Consider the following 18,782-nt stretch of genomic DNA (forward strand, 5'->3'; position numbering starts at 1 on the left):
CGCGAAAATGAGCAGCGTTCGATCCGCCGATCGACGCGGGCGGCCTCGATTGGGGTTTTTGGTACCGCGCTGGTCCCCCTCTCGAGGCCGCACCTTTTTATCGGCTGCCCCGCCGGGCAGCCGACACGTCGAGCACGTGAGCCAACAGGGGCTACCACGCCTCGGCATATGATGAGCATCATCTCCATGGACGACGCTCTCAGTCTTTAGGAGAACCCCTTCAGCTGCCGATCTCGCCCTAACCGAGCCCGCTACGTGGATTGTAGGGGTGTTGGTCCCGCCACTTTTCCATCAATGCTTCAAGCTCGGCGTCGTTCCCGTCCGGTAGCATAATCCTGATGGTGACGAAGAGATCCCCGGTTCCGCCTGCTTTTGGCAATCCTTTGCCCTTGAGGCGGAAGGTCCGGCCGCTGGACGTGTTTTTCGGGACCGACAGCTCCACTGCATTGCCGAGTGTGGGCACGCGGACCTTACCGCCAAGCACCGCCTCATAGAGCGTGACCGGTAGGTCGATCCTGAGGTCGGCACCCTCGACCTTGAAAAACGAATGCGGTGCAATGGTAATCGTGATCAGGAGATCGCCGGGCGGGTGGCCCTGCGCGGTCTCGCCCTGCCCCTTCAGCCTTATCTGCTGGCCGCTGACCACACCGACCGGAATTTTGACGTTGAGTTCCTTGCCCGTCGGCAGCCGGACGCGCTTCTCCCCGCCCTGCACCGACTCCTCCAGCGAAACGGTCATGGCGACGTTCAGGTCGAGATCGACCCCGATCCCGCCGGTGTCGAATTCGAACTGCCCGGGCCCGCCGGCCCCGGGCCGCGCCCCGCGCACCCCGCCCCCGAACATGCTGTTGAGGATGTCCTCGAACGCGCCGCCGCCCTGACCAGGGCCCGCGCCGCCACTGCGGAACGTGTAGCTTTCGAACCCGCCGGGACCGGCGCGACCGCGCGGCCCGCCGCTGCCGCCGGGAAAGCCCTGGAACCGCGGCTTGCCGTCGGCGCCGATCTCGCCACGATCAAACTGCTTGCGCTTATCCTCGTCGCCGAGGATCTCGTTGGCCGTGTTGATCTCGGCGAAGTGCTCGGCGGCCCGCGGATCGTTCTGGTTGTTGTCGGGATGGTGCTTCTTGGCAAGCTTGCGATAGGCGCTCTTGATCGCGGCAGCGTTGGCGCTCCGCGGCACCCCCAAGACCTCGTAGGGGTCGCGCATCCGTCACGTCTCCTTCAGGAAATCGATATGTTCAAAGGGCTCCCCGCCCCACCTGGGCTTGATGTGGGGGCGAGTGGCATTTTTGCAACTAGCTCGCGGAGCCGATTTCTAACTCCGCCACGGCTTTAGCGTATGAATCTCCCAACGGCCACGGCTGCTTTGGCAGCCGGCGCCCTGGAGCCAGCTTTCGGTGGTGCCGTTGACATAGCTCGCGAGGAAGTCGCGGCACTTGCGGCCGTCCTCGGCGGCATAGGATTGCGCGATCGGCGTCACCGAACCGCGGGCGCCGGTCTCGGGATTCTCCCAGTGTTGGCTGGAATCCTTGTCGCCCTTGCTCAGGATGTCCGAGGCGGCATTGCGGGCGAAGGCGAGATCGGTCTCGGTCGGAGCCGCCTCCTTCGCCGACATCGTGATCGAGCCGGTGAGATCGCTGTCGTCGGCCTTGGCGTAGGCACTCTTGTCATTGCGGGAAAAGCTGCAACCGCCGGTGCCAAGCCCGATCAGAACGATCGTCATGACGACGCCGGACGGCCGGATCGCCGATAGGCCAACGCGTCCCCATGCCCTATATAGGGCGGTAGCGGACAACAACGCGTTTTGGGCCGCAGGACGCAACTCGGACTCCAGACATGACCGACACGACCCCGATGAAACACCAGACACCCTTAACATCCGGTGATTTCACCGCCGCCGACGAACCTTTTGCGCTGTTCGAGGCTTGGCTGAACGAGGCGATCAAGAGCGAGCCGAACGATCCGAACGCCATGGCGCTCTCGACCGTCGACGCCGACGGCCTGCCGGACGTGCGCATGGTGCTGATGAAAGGCTTCGATACCGAGGGTTTCGTCTTCTACAGCCACATCGCCAGCCAGAAGGGCCGCGAACTCGCCGCAAATCCTAAGGCCGCGTTACTTTTTCACTGGAAGTCGCTGCGCCGGCAGGTCCGCATCCGCGGCAACGTGACGCCGGTAAGCGAGGCCGAAGCCGACGCCTATTTCGCCACCCGTCCGAAGCAGGCGCAGATCGGCGCGTGGGCGAGCAAGCAGTCGCAAGAGCTAGAGAGCCGCTTCGCCTTCGAGCAGGCGATCGCCAAGGTCGCCGCCAAGCACATGATCGGCGAGGTGCCGCGACCGCCGGGCTGGAGCGGCTGGCGCATCACGCCGTCGCGTATCGAGTTCTGGCACGATCGCCCATTCCGCCTGCACGACCGCATCGAATTTCGTCGTGACGCGGCCGGCCAACCATGGTCCAAGACGCGGATGTATCCTTAGTATTTTGTTTGAGCATGATCTTTTCGGAAAACCGCTGCACAATTTTCCGGATCATGCTCCAACCTGAAAGAGCTTCATGTCGCAGTCTTCCAACGCGCCACGCCGTACGCTGCTCCTGACCGGAGCCAGCCGCGGCATCGGCCACGCGACCGTAATCCGATTTTCCTCGGCCGGCTGGCGCGTCATCACCTGTTCGCGGCATCCGTTCCCGGAGGATTGTCCCTGGGATGCGGGCCCTGAGGACCATATCCAGGTCGACCTCGCCACCCCCGCCGATACCACGCGCGCGATCTCCGACATCCGCGACCGCCTCGAAGGCGGCATGCTGCATGCGCTGGTCAACAACGCCGCGATCTCGCCGAAGGGTGCCGGCGGCTCCAGGCTCGGCTCGGTCGACACTGACCTCGAGACCTGGACGCACGTGTTCAACGTCAACTTCTTCGCTCCGATCATGATGGCGCGGGGGCTGATCGAGGAGTTGAAGGCGGCCAAGGGATCGGTGGTCAACGTCACTTCGATCGCCGGCTCGCGCGTACATCCCTTCGCGGGCGCCGCCTACGCAACCTCGAAGGCCGCGCTCGCATCCCTGACGCGCGAGATGGCCTCCGACTTCGGCCGCGTCGGCGTTCGCGTCAACGCGATCGCGCCGGGCGAGATCGACACCTCGATCCTGTCGCCGGGCACCGAGAAGATCGTCGACCAGCAGATCCCGATGCACCGCCTCGGCACGCCCGACGAGGTCGCCAAGATCATCTACGTGCTGTGCACGGACACCTCGTCCTACGTCAACGGCGCCGAGATCCACATCAACGGCGGTCAGCACGTGTAATCTCTCGTCGTCATTGAATGAAGGTCAGTTGCGGCGAGTCTGACAGCCCTTCAAGCAGGGCGCTTCCGGCGACGTGGCTGCAACGGCGTCCCCTCATAGAGATCAGCGACGGCGCATTGCAGTCCGAATGCAGGCAGCTTTAATTCCTCGGACCCGCCGAGTGTTTGCGAGTTCCAACCACTCGGCGTTCTGGCGTCGAGACGGACCTCCATTCGGTCCTGCTCGATGATTAGCACCGCTTCGCAGGCCGCATGCGCGAGGTAGATGGTTCGTTTGACGTCGATCCACTTCTTCTCGGTGGCGGGCACCCGCGTGTCGTCAGTGGCGGAGACGATCTCTGCCAACAGATAGGCTCGCTCGACGAACCTCTGGTCCGGCTCGTACTCGGCGTCGATGACGGCAACATCCGGCTCAGGGCGGAATTCGCCCGACCCGAGTTCGATGCCGGGACGCTGCATTGCGATGCGACTCTGATCGTGACTCGCCAGCGCGTCATTGAGCAGACGCTCAAGATTTCCCGCGATGCGGTTGTGCGCAATCGTTGGCGGCGTCATCATCATCGCGACACCTCCGACAAGCTCCCAGCGCTCATGGTCCGGCCGACCTTCCTGGAACAGGCGGAAGCGCTCGCCGGACATGCGCCCGGCCGTGGTGGGTTCTTCGATTCCAACACCCATCGGCGTCTCCGACGTCACCGGGCGCGAGCCTAATTGGCTCCGCCGCGAACGCCAATAGAGATAAGGAGGACTGGCAGGGGCCGCCACCGTCCCCGTCAGACGCTACGGCCCAAATGCAGGGAAGAGCTACGGGGAACGGAAGCAAGGCGATCCAGACAACGCCGCCGCAAGACCTGGATCGCCCTTACCTTCCGTTGTCAATCGGCGCGAAACCGACGCGGCTGTTCGCGCAGCCGGGGAGCTGCGGAAGTGATTGCAGTCGAGCAGTCGTCGTCGTTCTCGCCGTCGAGCAGCGGAGCACCACAGTGCCGGCACATGCGTGCCGACATCGACGACGCCTTGCCGCTCGCCAGGACCTGACGATAATTCGCCAGATCGATGACGTTGCGGGGCGACGTTATGTGTTTTTCAACCATGGCTGTTCCTCGCGGCTAACATGCTGCTTATCGCAGACAAGTTTCGCGCAAACGTTCAGCCCACCGCTCAAATTTTACCGGAGGAATTGGGGCGCTGCGCACACATCACCGCACGGCCTCAATCCCGATCTATTCTGCAACACCCAACGCCATCTCTCTGTGACCGGCGTAAGGTCTCGGTAGGTATCTTTGCTTGAGCATGATCTTTTCGGAAAACCGCTGCACACTTTTCCGGATCATGCTCCTACAGCCACTTCTTCCACTTGAAGATCCAGTAAGGAACGATCGCCGCGATCAGCATTAGAACCAGCGCGTACGGATAGCCGTGCGCCCAATCGAGTTCCGGCATCGACTTGAAGTTCATGCCGTAGATCGAGGCGATCAGCGTTGGTGGCATCAGGACAACGGCCATGACCGAAAACAGCTTGATGATGTTGTTCTGCTCGAGATTGACGACGCCGAGCATGGCGTCGAGCACGAAGGTGATCTTGCTGGAGAGATAGGAGGCGTGGTCGGTCAGCGAGGAGACGTCGCGCTGCATGGTCTTGAGCTGCTCGCGCATGTCCTTCGACCATTTCACGCCTTCGACGATCGCCGAGAGGAAGGTGACGACGCGGCCGATCGACACCAGGCTCTCGCGGACCTTGGAGGTCAGGTCGCCCTTGCGGCCGATCGAGATCAGGATTTGCGAGTATTGCTTGGCGTGGCCGTGACGCTCGCTCTCCGGCTCGAAGATGTCATGGGAGACCTGGTCAATGTCGGCGCCGCAGCGTTCCAGAATGTCGGCGCACCGGTCGATCACCGCGTCCAGCAGTTCCATCAGCACCATCTCGCCGGTGATCGCAGGCGTGCAGGACCGGGCAAGCTTGGCTTCCACCAGCGCAAAGGGCTTCGGCTGGTCGTAGCGCACTGTCACCAGGCGATGGTCGCCGAGAATGAAGGTGACGGCCGTGGTCCGGGGCATGTCGGTATCGGATTGGCACATCAGCGTCGCCGTCATGTAGCGCGCGCCGTTCTCGATATAGAGGCGGCTGGAGATCTCGATCTCCTGCATGTCCTCCCGGGTGGGGATCGCGATCCCCGACAGCTTCTCCACGGCCTTGTCCTCGGCCGCGGTCGGGTTGACCAGGTCGATCCAGACCGCGTGCTCCGGTACTGCCGCCAGATCCTCGACGATGGCCTTCTTGAGGGAGGATTCGGAGGGAACAAATACCGAAAACATGAACAACTCCAGAGAACCTGCGACAGAATGACAGCGTTTAGCGCGATTCTGACAAGTTCATGATGACAAGCACATTAACGGAGTGTTTGCATTTGCGGCGGCGCCGTGGCTCAACTGTGGCACGAAAACACACATGCGCGCGCGTTGCCCAGAAACCGTCGCTGGACCGCAAAACTTGCGGCAGAAAAGCCACAGGTAAGGTCTTGCAGCGCGGGAAAAGCTTCGAAACGCTGGAATTGTGGCAGATTTCAACGATAATGGGGCCAACGGAGTCGTGGTCTTTGGGCTTGGTCCAAGCTCCACGCAAGTTTGTTGTTGTCGATTGGAACCAAATCATGTCGTCGCTGAAAGTTATGCTGGGTATTTTGGCCGCTGGCCTGATGCTGTCGGGCTGCATGCAGGCCACACATTTTGAGGCGACCGACACCAAGGCCTTCAAGCCGAAGGACAAGGAACTGCTTGCCAAGGTTCGGTACGAGAACACCCCGGTCGCAGAGCCATTCCGCCGCGCCATCGTCGAGTATCACCGCAAGGAATCACCGGGTTCGATCGTGGTCGATTCCGACAACCACTACCTTTACTGGGTGATGGATGGCGGAAAGGCGATCCGCTACGGCATCACGGTCGGCGAGGAGGCCATGGCCTGGTCGGGCATCGCCAAGGTCGGCAGCATGACCGAGTGGCCGGCATGGCATCCGACCCCGGGCGAGATTTCACGTCTGGGCGTACCGACCTTCGTTGCGCCCGGTCCGGACAATCCGATGGGCTCGCGCGCGATGTATCTCTATTCGGGCGGCAAGGACACGCTGTTCCGCATCCATGGTACCAACCAGCCGGAATATATCGGCGCCTCGATTTCGTCGGGCTGTATCCGCATGACCAACGAGGACGCGATCGACCTCTATACCCGCGTCAAGGTCGGTACGATTGTGGTCGTGCTCGAACCCAAGCATGGCGACTCGCCCTATAATTCGCGGCTGGCGCTCGGCGCCGGCGGAACTGGCCAGGCGGGCAGCTACTGATCCCGTCCTGATCTTTCCGAGCTTCAAAAGCGCCGGTTTCACCGGCGCTTTTTTGTTGCCGGCTTGTGCGGCTGGGCTTTGCTGCCGTCGACCGCCTGCTTGTCCGAAGGGGATTTCTGCGCCGCCTCGTCATCAGCTCCCTGCTTTGCCTCGGGCTTGGCCGCGACCTCGCGCGGCGGCGCCTCCTCGGGCCGTTCCGCCGGCAGGAGCGGGGCAACCTGCGGCAGGGGATCCCAGACGTTCCACTGGCAGATCCGGTAGTCATTGCGCCGCTGCGCCAGATCGAGATGGATGTGGTCCTCGTGGTACCAGTCCGAGCCCGGCCCAAGTACGGTGGAAAAGCGCGAACAGACCGAATGCAGCACGCGCTCGCGGACCTCGCGCGGCATGGTGCGGTCGGTCAGGCCGATCGACTGCCCGTTGACCAGCTTGATGGCGCGGACATCGAGCGCGTTGGCCTTGCCGTGCTCGGACAGCGTGGCGCCGACAACGCGATTGCGGCCGCGGCACTCGAAACTGTCGAAATTGTCGAGATCGCTGATGGTCGAGCCGAGGCTCGCGGCCAGCGGCACCATGTCCTTGCGCACCCAATCGGCGATCGCTGACGCCATGGTGCAGCGGAGGATCGCCGCCGGCTTGACCGCTACCTTGCGCTTGTCCGGTAGCACGATGGCTTCGAGCCGAACCAGATCCTCACCGCCGCAAGCGCCCGGACCGCGGATATCCGGAATGGACGGCGCGATAGCGATCTCCTCGGTCAGCGCGAGGCGGCAGGAAGAGGCCTGCTTCTCGGGCGGCGGCGCGGCCTCGGCGGGCTTGCTGGCGCCAGGTTCGTCCGCGGAAGGCTTGTCGGGCGAAGGCTTTTCCGGGGAAGGCTTTTCCGCAGAAGGCTTGCCGGCGCTCTCCGGAGCGGCATCGTCCGATGCTTTGGGGGCCTCCTCGGGGCGGGGTCTCTGGAGCGGGATCTTGCCAGGGACCTTGGCAGAATGAACCGTCGCGCGCGGCCGTGGTGCAGCAATGCCGAAGATATCCAGCGGGGAGGCATATTTTCGCGCCTCTGCCCGATCCGCGAGCACGAGCGCGACGGTAACCATTGCCGCGCCGGCGGACATATAGCCGCGACAAGACCATTTGCGGCGAAGGGCCGGCAGGCTAAAACTCATGACAATTCTTTGGCCCAACGCTGAGAGCGACAATCCGCCCAGCGGCTTCTCGGAGGAACGACGGAATGCTTGGTTTGATGCAAGACTGGCCCCTGCTCTGCCACCGGATCATCGAACACGCCGCCAGGATTCATGGCAAGCAGGAGGTCGTCACGCGCTCGGTCGAAGGATCGATCCATCGCACCAATTATGCCGAGATCCACAAGCGCGCGCTCAAGGTCTCGCAGATGCTGGAGCGCGGCGGCATCAAGCTCGGCGACCGTGTCGCAACGATCGCCTGGAACACCTGGCGACATCTCGAGGTCTGGTACGGCATCATGGGGATCGGCGCCATCTGCCATACCGTCAATCCCCGGCTTTTCCCCGAGCAGATCGCCTGGATCATCAACCATGCGCAGGACCGCATCGTGATGACCGACATCACTTTCGTTCCGGTCCTGGAGAAGATCGCCGACAAGCTCACAAGCGTGGAACGCTACGTCGTGCTCACCGACAAGGCGCACATGCCACAGACGACGCTGAAGAATGTGGTCGCCTACGAGGACTGGATTGCGGAGGCCGACGGCGAATTTAAATGGAAGGACTTTGACGAGAACACGGCGGCTGCGATGTGCTACACGTCAGGCACCACCGGCGACCCCAAGGGCGTGCTGTATTCGCATCGCTCCAACGTGCTGCATGCGCTGATGGCGAACAATGTCGACGCGCTCGGCACCAGCGCCTCCGAGACCATGCTCCCCGTGGTGCCGCTCTTCCACGCCAACAGCTGGGGCATCGCCTTCTCCGCGCCCTCGCAGGGCACCAAGCTGGTCATGCCCGGCGCCAAGCTCGACGGCGCCTCGGTCTACGAGCTGCTCTCGACCGAGAGAGTGACGCATACCGCCGGCGTGCCCACGGTGTGGCTGATGCTGCTCCAGCACATGGCCGCCAACAATCTCAAGCTGCCGGATCTGAAGATGGTGATCTGCGGCGGCTCGGCGATGCCGCGCTCGATGATCAAGGCCTTCCTCGACATGGGCTCGAACGTCCGCCACGCCTGGGGCATGACCGAGATGAGCCCGATCGGCAGTGTCGCGGCGCTGAAGCCGCCGTTCCAGAATGCGACGGGCGATGCGCGGCTCGACGTGCTCCAGATGCAGGGCTACGCGCCGTTCGCCGTCGAGATGAAGATCACCGACGATGCCGGCAAGGAACTGCCATGGGACGGCACGACCTTCGGCCGTTTGAAAGTCTCCGGCCCCGCCGTCGCCAAAGCCTATTTCCGCATCGACGCCAACATCCTCGACGAGGACGGCTTCTTCGACACAGGCGACGTCGCGACCATCGACGAGGCCGGCTACATGCGGATCACCGACCGCTCCAAGGACGTGATCAAGTCCGGCGGCGAGTGGATCTCCTCGATCGACCTGGAAAACCTCGCAATCGGCCATCCCGCGGTGGCGGAAGCCGCCGTGATCGGCGTGTTCCATCCCAAATGGGACGAGCGTCCGCTGCTGATCGTGCAGCTCAAGCAGGGCCAGCAGGCCAGCCGCGAGGACATCCTGAAGTTCATGGACGGCAAGATCGCCAAATGGTGGATGCCCGACGACGTCGCTTTCGTCGACGGCATCCCGCACACGGCGACGGGCAAGATCCTGAAGACCGCGCTGCGCGACCAGTTCAAGGACTATCGCTTCCCGAACGCGGCGGCGTAGACGGCCGAACCAAACACCGTCATTCCGGGCGATGCCAACGGCATCGAACCCGGAATGACAGGGCCGTAACATCCCGGGAACCCTTGAATTTGCCTCCGGGCCGTGATCTCAACGGCTCATAGTCGCGCCAAATCGGCCGATACCGCCCCAAGCCCCCCCGGCAGAGCTCACCCGATGGCCCGCAGGTTTTCCGCTCCCTATCAGTCGGAGCCCGTATCCAGCCTCGCGAGCTGGGCGCGCAATTTGGCCGTGTTCGCAGTGGTGGCGGTGGTGGTCTCGATCATCATCCTCCGGTTCGGCTTCCTGGAGATGAAGCCGGCACTCGCGACTTTCTTCGGCGGGCTCGGGATCGCCGCGCTCTCGATCCTGTTCGGGCTCGCAGGCTTTGCCGCGATCTGGCAGAACGGCTCGCGCGGCATGGCGCGCATTCTGCTTGCCTTCCTGATCGCCGGCGCGATCCTCGCCTATCCCGCTTATCTCGGCCTGCAATACCGCAAGCTGCCGGCGATCCACGACATCACCACCGACCCGATCGATCCGCCGCGCTTCGACGCACTGGCCCGCCTGCGCACCGGCGATGGCACCAATACCGCTGTTTATGCCGGCCTCTATTCGGCCGAGCAGCAGCGTCAGTTCTATCCTGATATCGAGCCGATCGAGCTTGAGATTTCGGTCGACCGCGCCTATGCGATCGCGCTTCAGCTTGTCAACAAGCGCAAATGGCTGGTCATCGACGAGCGCGCGCCGCAGCCGCCGCGCCGCATCGGCCGTATCGAGGCCGTGGCGCGTTCGCCCATCATGGGATTCCGCGAGGACATCGCGATCCGCGTCGTACCCGACGGCGACGATTCCCGCGTCGATATCCGGTCCGCCTCGCGCTATTTCGAGAGCGACCTCGGCAGCAACGCCGCGCGCGTGAAAAAATTCATCGACGACCTCAACACCGCCGCCGACGCCGACGCACTCAAGCCGGTGAAGAAGACCCCGGTGATGCCGCCGAAGGCGCCGGCGAAGACGGTGAAGAAGTGACGGAACGCTAAGCGTTCGCCATCCGATACGTCCCGCCAATCACGGGATCACCGTCCGTCGCCACCACGCCGCGGGCGACCAGATCTTCCAGATGCGCCAGCACGGAATAGCCGGCAGCTGTCGTCAGCCTGGGATCGATGCCGATATAGATCGCGCGGACCATGGTCGGGATGTCGGTCTCGCCCTTGGCGAGGCGATGCAGGATCGAGGACTCGCGCGCCTTGCGGTGACGGATCAGGAAGCGCACGAAACGCGGGCCGTCCGGGATCTCGGGACCGTGGCCGGAGAAATACAGATCCTCCTCGCGTGCGGCCAGTCGGTCGAGTGACTCCATGTAATCGATCATCGAGCCGTCGGGCGGCGCCACGATCGAGGTCGACCAGCCCATCACGTGATCGCCGACGAAGTTGAATTTTCGCTCGGGCCAGGCGAACGCGAGATGATTGGCGGTGTGGCCGGGCGTCGCCACGGCTTCGAGCTGCCAGCCGTCGCCTTCGACGACGTCGCCATGGGCGATCCTGATATCGGGCGCGAAGTCGCGGTCCGCGCCGGATTCCGGATTGTGCTTCTCGCTCTCGAAACGCGGGCGCGAGGCGCGGTGCGCGCCTTCGGCATAGACCGGCGCGCCGGTCGCCTGCTTGATCCGCGCGGTGTTCGGTGAATGGTCGCGGTGGGTGTGGGTGACGAAGATATGGCTCACCGTCTCGCCGCTGACAGCATCGAGCAGCGCCGCCGCATGCGCCTCGTCGTCCGGACCGGGATCGATGATCGCGACGTTGCCTTGGCCGACGATGTAACTGACCGTGCCGGTGAAAGTGAACGGGCTCGGATTGCTACAAAGCACGCGCCGCACACCGGGGCGGACTTCCTCGACGACGCCGGGCTTCAGCGGAAAGTTGCGGTTGAACGGGACGTCGTCGTTGTCGGACATGGCTTGCTCATACCTTGCTGACTTCGTCTTGCCCGGGCTTGTGCCGGGCATCCACGTTCTTCGTGCGGCCTAGAACGTGGATGGCCGGGACGTCTAGCGCGAAGACGCGCTTCGCGCTTCTGCCCGGCCATGACGCAATTCCACGCCGAGACGTCTGCTCAGAAAAACGCCTGAATGCCCGTGATCGCGCGGCCCAGGATCAGGGCGTGGACGTCGTGGGTGCCCTCGTAGGTGTTGACCGTCTCGAGGTTATGGACATGACGCATCACGTGGTACTCGGCCGAGATGCCGTTGCCGCCGTGCATGTCGCGCGCGACGCGGGCGATGTCGAGCGCCTTGCCGCAATTGTTGCGCTTCATGATCGAGATCATCTCGGGGGCGAACTTGCCCTCGTCCATCAGACGGCCGACGCGAAGCGAGCCCTGGAGGCCCAGCGCGATCTCGGTCTCCATGTCGGCGAGCTTCTTCTGCACGAGCTGGGTCGCGGCGAGCGGCTTGCCGAACTGCTTGCGGTCGAGCGTGTACTGGCGGGCGCGGTGCATGCAATCCTCGGCCGCGCCGAGCGCGCCCCAGGAAATGCCGTAGCGGGCGCGGTTGAGGCAGCCGAACGGGCCCTTCAGGCCGGAGACGTTGGGCAGCAGCGCGTCTTCCGGCACCACGACGCCGTCCATCACGACCTCGCCGGTGATGGAGGCGCGAAGCGACAGCTTGCCGCCGATCTTCGGTGCGGACAGGCCTTTCATGCCCTTCTCCAGCACGAAGCCGCGGATCTGGTTGTCGTGCGCGGCCGACTTGGCCCAGACCACGAACACGTCGGCGATCGGTGCGTTCGAGATCCACATCTTGCTGCCGGTGAGGCGATAGCCGTCCGAGACCTTCTCCGCCCGGGTCTTCATGCCGGCCGGATCGGAGCCGGCGTCGGGCTCGGTCAGGCCGAAGCAGCCGACCCACTCGCCGCTGGCGAGCTTCGGCAGGTATTTCTTGCGCTGGTTCTCGTCGCCATAGGCGTAGATCGGGTACATCACCAGCGAGGACTGCACCGAGTTCATCGAGCGGTAGCCGGAATCGACCCGCTCGATCTCGCGGGCGACGAGGCCGTAGGCGACATAGCCTGCATTGGCGCAGCCATATTCCTCCGGCAGCGTGATGCCGATCAGGCCGAGCTCGCCCATCTCGTTGAAGATCTCGCGGTCGGTCGTCTCTTCGAGATAGGCCTTGGTGACACGCGGCAGCAGCTTGTCCTGGGCGTAGGCGCGCGCGGTGTCGCGCACCATGCGCTCGTCTTCGGTGAGCTGCTCGTCGAGCAGGAACGGATCGTCCCACTGGAAAGAAGCCGAGATCGGCTTGTCCTTGGCCTGAGGGCGCGCGGTCATGAAACGTCCTTTCGTCTGGTTCCGTCAAAATTTGCCCGACAAAGTAAAGCGCCGCGGCAACAAGTGCAATTGCGTTGCAGATGTATGGGTCTGCGTGGATCCCGGGGACGCGCGTCGCGCGCCCGGAATGACAGCGCTAGCTTTCGAGCTGCTCGTTGGCGACGATCTCGATACCGAAGCCCGACAGGCCCTTGTAGTCGTGCACCGAAGAGGTGAGATGCCGGATCGAGGTGACGCCGAGATCGCGCAGGATCTGCGCGCCGACGCCGACTTCGCGCCACTGGCGGTTGCGGTCAGCCTCGGTCGCGCTCTCATCGGGCAGCGGCGCCACGGGGACACCGGCCGCGCCGTCGCGCAGATAGACTAGCACGCCACGGCCGGACTTCTTGAAGTGCTCGAGCACCACCGCCATGCGTTTGTGTCCGGTGAAGATGTCCTTGACGATGTTCGGCTTGTGGAAGCGCGTCAGGACGTTCTTGCCGTCGCCGACGCCGTTGTAGACGAAGGCGACGTGGGCGATGGAATCGAACGGCGAGCGGTAGGCATAGCCCTGAAGCGGCCCGATCGGGCTCTCGGTGACGAAGGTCGAGACCCGCTCGATCAGCTTCTCGCGCACCTGGCGGTAGGCGATCATGTCGGCGATGGTGACGTGCTTGAGCTTGTGCTCGGCGGCAAAGCGGGCGACCTGCTCGCCCTTCATCACGCTGCCGTCGTCGTTCATCAACTCGCTGATGACGCCGACCGGTGGCAGGCCGGAGAGCTTGCACAGATCGACTGCGGCCTCGGTATGGCCGGAGCGCAGGAGCACGCCGCCGTCCTTGGCAATCAGCGGGAAGATGTGGCCGGGACGGGCGAAGTCGTTGGCGCCGGCGTTGGGATTGGACAGCGCGCGGCAGCACGAGGCGCGCTCTTCGGCCGAGATGCCGGTGCCGCCGTCGGGCTTGTAGTCGATCGAGACCGTGAATGCGGTGGTGTGCGCGGAATCGTTGTGGGCCACCATCGGATCGAGCCGCAGGCGGCGCGCATCTTCGGTGGTGATCGGCGCGCAAACGATGCCGGAGGTGTGGCGGATGATGAACGCCATCTTCTCGGAGGTGCAGAGCGAGGCGGCGACGATCAGATCGCCCTCGCCCTCGCGGTCATCGTCGTCGGTGACGACCACGAGCTCACCGCGGGCAAAGGCCTGCAAGACTTCCTGAACGTTATCGGGCATTTCCCAATCTCTATCGGTTATAGCCCGGAGGCTTAGCCGGACTTGGGCCGGGGCGCTAGTGTCCTGGACGCAACCGCATATTCCGGGTGGCGGGCCGATCAACGGGTTTCAGGCTTGCACCGAAGATACCGGGGATTTAGCAAGAAATGGTCCAGGAAGAAGGCCGCCAGGCACCGTCAGGGCAGCACTTCGCGCCGCTCACCGAGGCGCTGATCGAGCTCGGCACGTTTGTCGGCCAGAAGCCCGGCCTGGGCGGCCTCGATCACGGTGAACAGCTCGTGGGCATCGCTGAGCCGGGTCACGGTGACGTAGCTGGCGCCGGCCTCGTAGAGCTCGCCGACATCGGCCAGCAGATCGGCGCTCGCCACGATCAGGGCGGTCGGGTTGAGCGCACGGACGTGGCGAACCAGCTTCTCGTTGGTAGCGCCCTTGAGCAGCGAATCCGGCACGCTGAGGATGATCATCTCGGACTTGCCGATCCCGGCATGGAGCAGCGTATCGGCGCTGCTGATGTCGCCATAGATCACGTGCAGGCCGCGCGAAAGCAGGGTCTGGTACACATTGGGGTTGAAGTCGACCACGGTGATCTGCTCCAGCAGCACCGGCGTCTGCCGCTCGATCTCGGCCAGCAGCGCGCTCGCCGCACGGAAAAAGCCAAGGATGACGATGCGGCGGGCCTCGCCATGGCCGCCCTCGTGGCCTTCCTCGCCGTGGCCGTTGCCATGGTCGAGGTCGCGCAGGCCGATCCGCTTCAGGGGCCCGATGGCCCAGCGGGTGATCTCGTCGCTGCGGGTCATCGCGAAGGTCGAGACCACAGCCAGCACCACGAAGGCGAAAGAGGCCGCATTCGCCGTCTCGGCTGCGATGTGGTGGTCGGCGACGCCGGTCTGGATCACCACCAGCGAGAACTCGGAGATTTGCGCGAGGTTCAGGGCCGGCAACAGGCTGGCGCGCAAGCCCTGCTTCATCAGATAGAGCGGGGCGAAAGTGGTGACGAGGCGGCTCGCCACCGTGAACACCGCGATCAGCAAGGCAAGGCCGATCACGGAGAGGCCGGGCACGGGAATGGTCATGCCGAGAGCGACGAAGAACAGCGTGATGAAGAAGTCCCGCAGCGTGGTGACCTTGGCCGTGACGTCGAGCGCATAAGGAAAGGTCGAGAGTGAGACGCCGGCGATCAGGGCGCCCATCTCGCGCGACAGCGACAGCCGCTCGGCGGTCTCGGCGACCAGGAAGCACCAGGCGAGCGCGCCGAGCAGGATCAACTCGGGGCGGCGGGCGATCTGGTGAAACAGGCGCGGCAGCACGTAGCGGCTGACCAGCAGCGCGGCGGCGACCAGCACAGCGACGCGGCCGATCGAGAGCAGGATGACGCTGACTTCCAGATTGGCAAGGCTCGGCTGCACCGCCAGGAACAGGATGGCGAAGATGTCCTGGAGCACCAGCACGCCGAGCGTGATGCGGCCGGGCAGCGTGTCGAGCTCGCGCTTCTCGTAGAGCACCTTGACGATGATGACGGTGCTCGACAGCGCGCAGGCGACGCAGAGATAAACCGCATCGAACTGCCCCCCGCCGAGCGACAGGCCGATGCCGGCGAAGAACAGCACCCCGAGCAGGCAGCCGCCGATGAGCTGGCCGCCCGCCGCGAACAGGATCACCTTTCCCGCCCGCACGATCTTCTTCAGGTCGATCTCCAGGCCGATCATGAACAGCATGAAGATCAGGCCGAGCTCGGAGATGACGCTGATCGATTCCTGCGACTTGACCCAGCTGGCGCCGAATGGACCTATGCAGAAGCCGGCGATAAGGTAGGCCAGGATCAGCGGCTGCCTGGAGAAGTGGGCAAGCAGGCCCAGCATCCAGGCAAACAGGATACAGAGAGTAATGTCGCGAATGAGCTCGTGCATGCCAGATTGGTCCGTTCTGCCGCACCCTAATGATCGAGTGCGGCGCGGCAAGCGAGCAATTCGTCACATGCGGATGAGGCTCGCCGTTGCAATGCTGTTATGTCCGCTCGCGTTCGCCCTGCCCGCGCTTGCCCAGCCCAAAGTCAATATCGAGCAGAGTTCTGCCGATTCGCTCACCGCCATGCCGAAGGAGGAACCCGCCGTCTCCGGCGGCTTCTACGTGCCGGCCTATTCCAGCGTGGCAATGAGCCAGGGCAAGCTGCGCGTTGATTTTTCGGTGACGCTGAGCATCCACAACGCCTCGGAGACCCAGGCGCTGGTGGTCAAGCGCATTGCCTATTTCGACACCGCAGGCAAGCAGGTCGAGAGCTATCTGAAGGCGCCGGTCGCGCTCAAACCGCTCGCCACCGTCTCGATCTTCGTTCCGACCGACGACGTGCGCGGCGGGACCGGAGCCAATTTCCTCGTCGACTGGGCCGCAACAAGCGAGATCGCCGAGCCTGTTGTCGAGGCCTTGATGGTTGGCGGCGTCGCCAATGCGCATTACGCCTTCATTAGCCAGGGCCGTCCAACCCGGACCGTCGGCAAGAAGTAAGCAAGAAACACGACTGACCGGCGCAAAGCCGGCAGCCTGACAAGAATAGAACGAGGAACGCCCCATGACGTCCAGCTTCGATTTCGCGCCCCTGTTTCCCGCAGGGCTGCCGGCCCCTTCCGCGCGCTGGAAGGGCCTTGCCAAATACAGCTTCGTCGGAGGCAATAACGATTCCGAGCAAGTGCCGCTCGACGATTTGGTCGAGGCTGCCAACACTGTACTTCGGAGCGAGGGCCGATCCCTTTCCACTTATGGCCTGGCGCATGGCCCGCAGGGTTATTTGCCCCTGCGCGAATTTCTCGTCGCAAAACTCAAGCGCGATGCCGGCATCAGCTGCACGGTCGACGATCTCATGATCGTCTCCGGCTCGCTGCAGGCGCTCGACCTCGTCAACGCGACCCTGCTGACGCGCGGTGACACCGTGATCTTTGAGCAGGATAGCTATCAGGGCTCGCTGACCCGCCTGGCACGGCTCGGGGTCAACGTAACAGGCATCCCCCTCGACAAGGACGGCATGCGCATGGACGTGCTGGCCACGACGCTGGCAGACCTCAAGAGCCGCGGCATCCGGCCAAAATACATCTACACCATTCCGACGGTACAGAACCCGACCGGCAGCATCATGCCGGAAGGCCGCCGCGCGGAGTTGTTGCGGCTATCGGCAGAATACGGCGTGCCTGTATTCGAGGACGATTGCTACGCCGATCTGGTCTGGTCAGGACAGCGGCCGCCGGCGATCTATGCGATGAGCCCGAACGGCGGCGTGATCCATATCGGCTCGTTCTCGAAGTCGATCGCGCCGGCGCTGCGCGTTGGCTTCATCGTTGCGCCATGGGATGTGATGTCGCGGATGCTGGCGCTGAAGACGGACGCCGGCTCCGGCGCACTGGAGCAGATGGTGCTCGCCGCCTACTGCAAGCCGCATTTTTCGACCCACGTCCCGGCGCTGACAAAGGCGCTGCGCACCAAGCTCGATACGCTGATGGAAGCCCTCAACGAGCAATTCGGGACGACAGCCGAATTCGAGGAGCCGAAGGGCGGCATCTTCCTGTGGGTGAAGCTGCCCGATCAGGTCGATACGCTAAAACTGTATCAGGCCGCGCTCGCGGCCGGCGTATCGATCAATCCAGGGCCGGAATGGTCGACCGACAAAAGCCATTCCAGCTCGCGGCTGCGGCTGTGCTTCGCGAGCCCTTCGCATCAGCAGATCCGCGAAGGCGTCGCCGTGCTGGCCGAAGTGTGCCGCAAGGAGTTCGGCGTGCCGGCCCGCAGCGCCAATGTGGAGAAGCGGCCCTAAGCCACCTGGGGCTGGCTGCCGTGGACCGATGCGAGCAGGATGCTACACTTGGCATTATTGGAAGTGGGGCTTTTCAGGACATGACGCGTTGTCCGAGCCGCTGGATCACGGCGGCGCTGCTGTGGCTTGCATTCACGCCAGCGGCCGGCGCCGAGACGCTTGCGGCGACGGTCGAGCAATGGGGCCTGCTCGGCTCCTTGGCGGTCGATTGCGCGGCTCGCCCTGACCGCGACAAGGGCGCGGCGCTGACTTACGAGATCCGGAAGGACGGAAGGGTGATGTACCGGCGCAATTTCGGCGAGGCCAAGGACGAGAACGAAGTGGTGTCCGCCACGGTCGGTGCCGAGGGCCTGCTCAATGTGATGGTGTACTTCCCCTCGCTGCATCAGACGCGCGAGTTCGGTCTGCTACTCTCAAAGCAAGATAGCTTGCGCGCGATCTACAATCGCAGTGAGCACGGCGAGTACACGATCAGGGACGGCAAATACGTCGCGACAGGCGCGCCAACACCGGCACAGCAACGCTGCGATTAACTATTACCCTCGAGCTTGACCTCTCGAAAAACCGCTCCACACTTTTCTGTCTGAACAGCTGTTCAGAATTCTCTGGTGATTCCTCCGGAACGTTCACGCGAATGCGCCGTTTAGATTTGCATTCTATTGGAGGAGGACATCTTGAAGAAACTTGGTTATGTGGTTGCTGCTATCGGCGCACTCGCGGTTGCATTGCCGACGCTCGCGAGCGCGGAGACGGTGGTGATCAAGCGCGGTCATCATCACGGCCCGTACGGCGCCCGCGCCGAATACGGCATGCATCGCGATCACGGCTGGCATCGCGGCTGGCACCATCGCGACAAGGTCGTCGTGATCAAGCGTGGCGGTCATCGCCACTGGGACTAATGCGCAACGCAATACGGAAATGGCCCCTCACGGGGCC

The 18,782-nt window shown here is 63.7% G+C and carries 19 protein-coding genes; 9 read left to right on the forward strand and 10 right to left on the reverse strand.

Annotation, left to right across the window (positions count from 1 at the left end):
• Positions 1 to 238: 238 nt before the first annotated feature.
• Together IVB27_RS04995 and IVB27_RS05000 are read right to left on the reverse strand one after the other, a co-directional pair.
• Positions 239 to 1,207 (reverse strand): DnaJ C-terminal domain-containing protein, encoded by a 969-nt coding sequence (locus tag IVB27_RS04995; protein WP_247441863.1) that lies wholly within the window; start codon positions 1,205 to 1,207, stop codon positions 239 to 241.
• Positions 1,208 to 1,315: 108 nt separating this feature from the next.
• Positions 1,316 to 1,723, reverse strand: coding sequence for an RT0821/Lpp0805 family surface protein (locus tag IVB27_RS05000; RefSeq protein ID WP_345946830.1), 408 nt, complete (start codon positions 1,721 to 1,723; stop codon positions 1,316 to 1,318).
• A 113-nt stretch (positions 1,724 to 1,836) separates the two neighbouring features.
• On the opposite strand from IVB27_RS05000, the gene pdxH reads away from it, so the two are divergent.
• The gene (gene pdxH / locus IVB27_RS05005; RefSeq protein ID WP_247441867.1) at positions 1,837 to 2,478 is read left to right on the forward strand and encodes a pyridoxamine 5'-phosphate oxidase; all 642 of its coding nucleotides are present in this window, start codon (positions 1,837 to 1,839) and stop codon (positions 2,476 to 2,478) included.
• A gap of 76 nt (positions 2,479 to 2,554) precedes the next feature.
• Positions 2,555 to 3,307 carry an SDR family NAD(P)-dependent oxidoreductase gene (locus IVB27_RS05010; protein WP_247441869.1) on the forward strand — a complete coding sequence of 251 codons (753 nt, stop codon included), beginning with the start codon at positions 2,555 to 2,557 and terminating at the stop codon, positions 3,305 to 3,307.
• Between the two features lie 50 nt (positions 3,308 to 3,357).
• Here the strand turns inward: IVB27_RS05010 and IVB27_RS05015 are convergent, their stop codons facing one another.
• The 3 genes from IVB27_RS05015 to IVB27_RS05025 form a co-directional block, all read right to left on the reverse strand.
• A complete protein-coding gene (locus IVB27_RS05015) occupies positions 3,358 to 3,984 on the reverse strand; it encodes a Uma2 family endonuclease (protein ID WP_256468289.1) in 627 nt (208 codons plus the stop codon).
• 197 nt (positions 3,985 to 4,181) lie between these two features.
• Positions 4,182 to 4,400 carry a hypothetical protein gene (locus IVB27_RS05020; protein ID WP_247348039.1) on the reverse strand — a complete coding sequence of 73 codons (219 nt, stop codon included), beginning with the start codon at positions 4,398 to 4,400 and terminating at the stop codon, positions 4,182 to 4,184.
• Between the two features lie 244 nt (positions 4,401 to 4,644).
• Positions 4,645 to 5,622: a magnesium transporter CorA family protein gene (locus tag IVB27_RS05025; RefSeq protein ID WP_247348038.1), complete on the reverse strand. Its 978-nt coding sequence runs from the start codon at positions 5,620 to 5,622 to the stop codon at positions 4,645 to 4,647.
• A 335-nt stretch (positions 5,623 to 5,957) separates the two neighbouring features.
• Here IVB27_RS05025 and IVB27_RS05030 point away from each other — a divergent pair, with 335 nt between their 5' ends.
• Positions 5,958 to 6,644 (forward strand): L,D-transpeptidase, encoded by a 687-nt coding sequence (locus tag IVB27_RS05030; RefSeq protein ID WP_247441872.1) that lies wholly within the window; start codon positions 5,958 to 5,960, stop codon positions 6,642 to 6,644.
• Positions 6,645 to 6,682: 38 nt separating this feature from the next.
• On the opposite strand, the gene IVB27_RS05035 is transcribed toward IVB27_RS05030, so the two are convergent.
• The gene (locus IVB27_RS05035) at positions 6,683 to 7,807 is read right to left on the reverse strand and encodes an extensin family protein (protein WP_247441874.1); all 1,125 of its coding nucleotides are present in this window, start codon (positions 7,805 to 7,807) and stop codon (positions 6,683 to 6,685) included.
• A 65-nt stretch (positions 7,808 to 7,872) separates the two neighbouring features.
• On the opposite strand from IVB27_RS05035, the gene IVB27_RS05040 reads away from it, so the two are divergent.
• Both IVB27_RS05040 and IVB27_RS05045 read left to right on the forward strand, forming a co-directional pair.
• Positions 7,873 to 9,501 carry a fatty-acid--CoA ligase gene (locus IVB27_RS05040; RefSeq protein WP_247441876.1) on the forward strand — a complete coding sequence of 543 codons (1,629 nt, stop codon included), beginning with the start codon at positions 7,873 to 7,875 and terminating at the stop codon, positions 9,499 to 9,501.
• 174 nt (positions 9,502 to 9,675) lie between these two features.
• Complete coding sequence (locus IVB27_RS05045) at positions 9,676 to 10,530, forward strand: DUF1499 domain-containing protein (RefSeq protein WP_247441878.1); 855 nt, start codon at positions 9,676 to 9,678, stop codon at positions 10,528 to 10,530.
• 7 nt (positions 10,531 to 10,537) lie between these two features.
• Here IVB27_RS05045 and IVB27_RS05050 read toward each other — a convergent pair whose 3' ends face one another.
• The 4 genes from IVB27_RS05050 to IVB27_RS05065 form a co-directional block, all read right to left on the reverse strand.
• Positions 10,538 to 11,461 carry an MBL fold metallo-hydrolase gene (locus IVB27_RS05050; RefSeq protein ID WP_247441880.1) on the reverse strand — a complete coding sequence of 308 codons (924 nt, stop codon included), beginning with the start codon at positions 11,459 to 11,461 and terminating at the stop codon, positions 10,538 to 10,540.
• 158 nt (positions 11,462 to 11,619) lie between these two features.
• On the reverse strand, positions 11,620 to 12,834 hold the full coding sequence (locus IVB27_RS05055; protein WP_247441882.1) for an acyl-CoA dehydrogenase: 1,215 nt from the start codon (positions 12,832 to 12,834) through the stop codon (positions 11,620 to 11,622).
• Between the two features lie 136 nt (positions 12,835 to 12,970).
• Positions 12,971 to 14,047: a 3,4-dihydroxy-2-butanone-4-phosphate synthase gene (gene ribB / locus IVB27_RS05060; protein ID WP_247348021.1), complete on the reverse strand. Its 1,077-nt coding sequence runs from the start codon at positions 14,045 to 14,047 to the stop codon at positions 12,971 to 12,973.
• 176 nt (positions 14,048 to 14,223) lie between these two features.
• Complete coding sequence (locus tag IVB27_RS05065; protein ID WP_247441883.1) at positions 14,224 to 15,954, reverse strand: cation:proton antiporter domain-containing protein; 1,731 nt, start codon at positions 15,952 to 15,954, stop codon at positions 14,224 to 14,226.
• Positions 15,955 to 16,021: 67 nt separating this feature from the next.
• Here IVB27_RS05065 and IVB27_RS05070 point away from each other — a divergent pair, with 67 nt between their 5' ends.
• From IVB27_RS05070 to IVB27_RS05085, 4 genes are all read left to right on the forward strand, one after another.
• Complete coding sequence (locus tag IVB27_RS05070; RefSeq protein WP_247441885.1) at positions 16,022 to 16,549, forward strand: DUF3124 domain-containing protein; 528 nt, start codon at positions 16,022 to 16,024, stop codon at positions 16,547 to 16,549.
• Positions 16,550 to 16,613: 64 nt separating this feature from the next.
• Entirely contained in the window at positions 16,614 to 17,846 is a 1,233-nt protein-coding gene (locus IVB27_RS05075) for an aminotransferase-like domain-containing protein (RefSeq protein ID WP_247441887.1), read from the forward strand.
• An 80-nt stretch (positions 17,847 to 17,926) separates the two neighbouring features.
• Positions 17,927 to 18,379, forward strand: a complete 453-nt coding sequence (locus IVB27_RS05080) for a hypothetical protein (RefSeq protein ID WP_247441889.1) — start codon at positions 17,927 to 17,929, stop codon at positions 18,377 to 18,379.
• Between the two features lie 141 nt (positions 18,380 to 18,520).
• The gene (locus tag IVB27_RS05085) at positions 18,521 to 18,745 is read left to right on the forward strand and encodes a hypothetical protein (RefSeq protein WP_247441891.1); all 225 of its coding nucleotides are present in this window, start codon (positions 18,521 to 18,523) and stop codon (positions 18,743 to 18,745) included.
• Positions 18,746 to 18,782: the final 37 nt, after the last annotated feature.

The organism is Bradyrhizobium sp. 197 (assembly GCF_023073375.1).
In the GTDB taxonomy this organism is placed as follows: Bacteria; Pseudomonadota; Alphaproteobacteria; order Rhizobiales; family Xanthobacteraceae; genus Bradyrhizobium.

What these genes read in the sequence shown, in the direction of transcription:
- IVB27_RS05010 (WP_247441869.1), top strand. Translation starts at nt 2,555, where the DNA reads ATGTCGCAGTCTTCCAACGCGCCACGCCGTACGCTGCTCCTGACCGGA.
- pdxH (WP_247441867.1), top strand. Translation starts at nt 1,837, where the DNA reads ATGACCGACACGACCCCGATGAAACACCAGACACCCTTAACATCCGGT.
- IVB27_RS05045 (WP_247441878.1), top strand. Translation starts at nt 9,676, where the DNA reads ATGGCCCGCAGGTTTTCCGCTCCCTATCAGTCGGAGCCCGTATCCAGC.
- IVB27_RS05055 (WP_247441882.1), bottom strand. Translation starts at nt 12,834, where the DNA reads ATGACCGCGCGCCCTCAGGCCAAGGACAAGCCGATCTCGGCTTCTTTC.
- IVB27_RS05025 (WP_247348038.1), bottom strand. Translation starts at nt 5,622, where the DNA reads ATGTTTTCGGTATTTGTTCCCTCCGAATCCTCCCTCAAGAAGGCCATC.
- IVB27_RS05000 (WP_345946830.1), bottom strand. Translation starts at nt 1,723, where the DNA reads ATGACGATCGTTCTGATCGGGCTTGGCACCGGCGGTTGCAGCTTTTCC.
- IVB27_RS05080 (WP_247441889.1), top strand. Translation starts at nt 17,927, where the DNA reads ATGACGCGTTGTCCGAGCCGCTGGATCACGGCGGCGCTGCTGTGGCTT.
- ribB (WP_247348021.1), bottom strand. Translation starts at nt 14,047, where the DNA reads ATGCCCGATAACGTTCAGGAAGTCTTGCAGGCCTTTGCCCGCGGTGAG.
- IVB27_RS05020 (WP_247348039.1), bottom strand. Translation starts at nt 4,400, where the DNA reads ATGGTTGAAAAACACATAACGTCGCCCCGCAACGTCATCGATCTGGCG.
- IVB27_RS05015 (WP_256468289.1), bottom strand. Translation starts at nt 3,984, where the DNA reads ATGGGTGTTGGAATCGAAGAACCCACCACGGCCGGGCGCATGTCCGGC.
- IVB27_RS05035 (WP_247441874.1), bottom strand. Translation starts at nt 7,807, where the DNA reads ATGAGTTTTAGCCTGCCGGCCCTTCGCCGCAAATGGTCTTGTCGCGGC.
- IVB27_RS05040 (WP_247441876.1), top strand. Translation starts at nt 7,873, where the DNA reads ATGCTTGGTTTGATGCAAGACTGGCCCCTGCTCTGCCACCGGATCATC.
- IVB27_RS05050 (WP_247441880.1), bottom strand. Translation starts at nt 11,461, where the DNA reads ATGTCCGACAACGACGACGTCCCGTTCAACCGCAACTTTCCGCTGAAG.
- IVB27_RS04995 (WP_247441863.1), bottom strand. Translation starts at nt 1,207, where the DNA reads ATGCGCGACCCCTACGAGGTCTTGGGGGTGCCGCGGAGCGCCAACGCT.
- IVB27_RS05030 (WP_247441872.1), top strand. Translation starts at nt 5,958, where the DNA reads ATGTCGTCGCTGAAAGTTATGCTGGGTATTTTGGCCGCTGGCCTGATG.
- IVB27_RS05075 (WP_247441887.1), top strand. Translation starts at nt 16,614, where the DNA reads ATGACGTCCAGCTTCGATTTCGCGCCCCTGTTTCCCGCAGGGCTGCCG.
- IVB27_RS05070 (WP_247441885.1), top strand. Translation starts at nt 16,022, where the DNA reads ATGCGGATGAGGCTCGCCGTTGCAATGCTGTTATGTCCGCTCGCGTTC.
- IVB27_RS05065 (WP_247441883.1), bottom strand. Translation starts at nt 15,954, where the DNA reads ATGCACGAGCTCATTCGCGACATTACTCTCTGTATCCTGTTTGCCTGG.